Annotated in this window: 2 pseudogenes; both read right to left on the bottom strand. The window is 55.0% G+C overall.

What is annotated here, in order from left to right:
• Positions 1 to 129 (bottom strand): annotated as a pseudogene (locus EZM41_RS05475) (septum site-determining protein MinD); the annotation flags it as partial.
• Between the two features lie 103 nt (positions 130 to 232).
• Positions 233 to 371, bottom strand: a pseudogene (locus EZM41_RS05470) (KpsF/GutQ family sugar-phosphate isomerase); the annotation flags it as partial.

The following is a 371-nucleotide window of genomic DNA, read 5'->3' as shown; positions in this document are numbered from 1 at the left end:
TATGCGATTGATTATCAAAGAGATATCGGACTTTTCCATCGACTCCAAAAGCCCTATGATACGATCGGCGTCCCGCACAGCTGATATCTCAGGCGTCGTCACCACCAAAGCACTATCGGCACCAACCGCACACAGCCACTTAGAAAATCTCACTCTTATCCCTCCTTCATTAAACGTAAAACGGAAGACAACACAGTCAGTACGCCATCGCCTGCATATTTTAATCCGTAAGCATCCGCTCGCCCCTCCCCATGACGTCGCAGACGCGCAGGAGGAGCCTTCTGCCGAGCTTTCCGCCGGGGTGAAAGAGGGCGAAGTCGTCGCGATCAAGCCCCCTCAGCTCCGTAACCATGGCGGCGAGGGCGTCGCCG

This window comes from Acetomicrobium sp. S15 = DSM 107314, assembly GCF_016125955.1.
Lineage (GTDB): Bacteria > Synergistota > Synergistia > Synergistales > Thermosynergistaceae > Thermosynergistes > Thermosynergistes pyruvativorans.
This window is presented reverse-complemented; position numbering and strand designations above follow the sequence as displayed.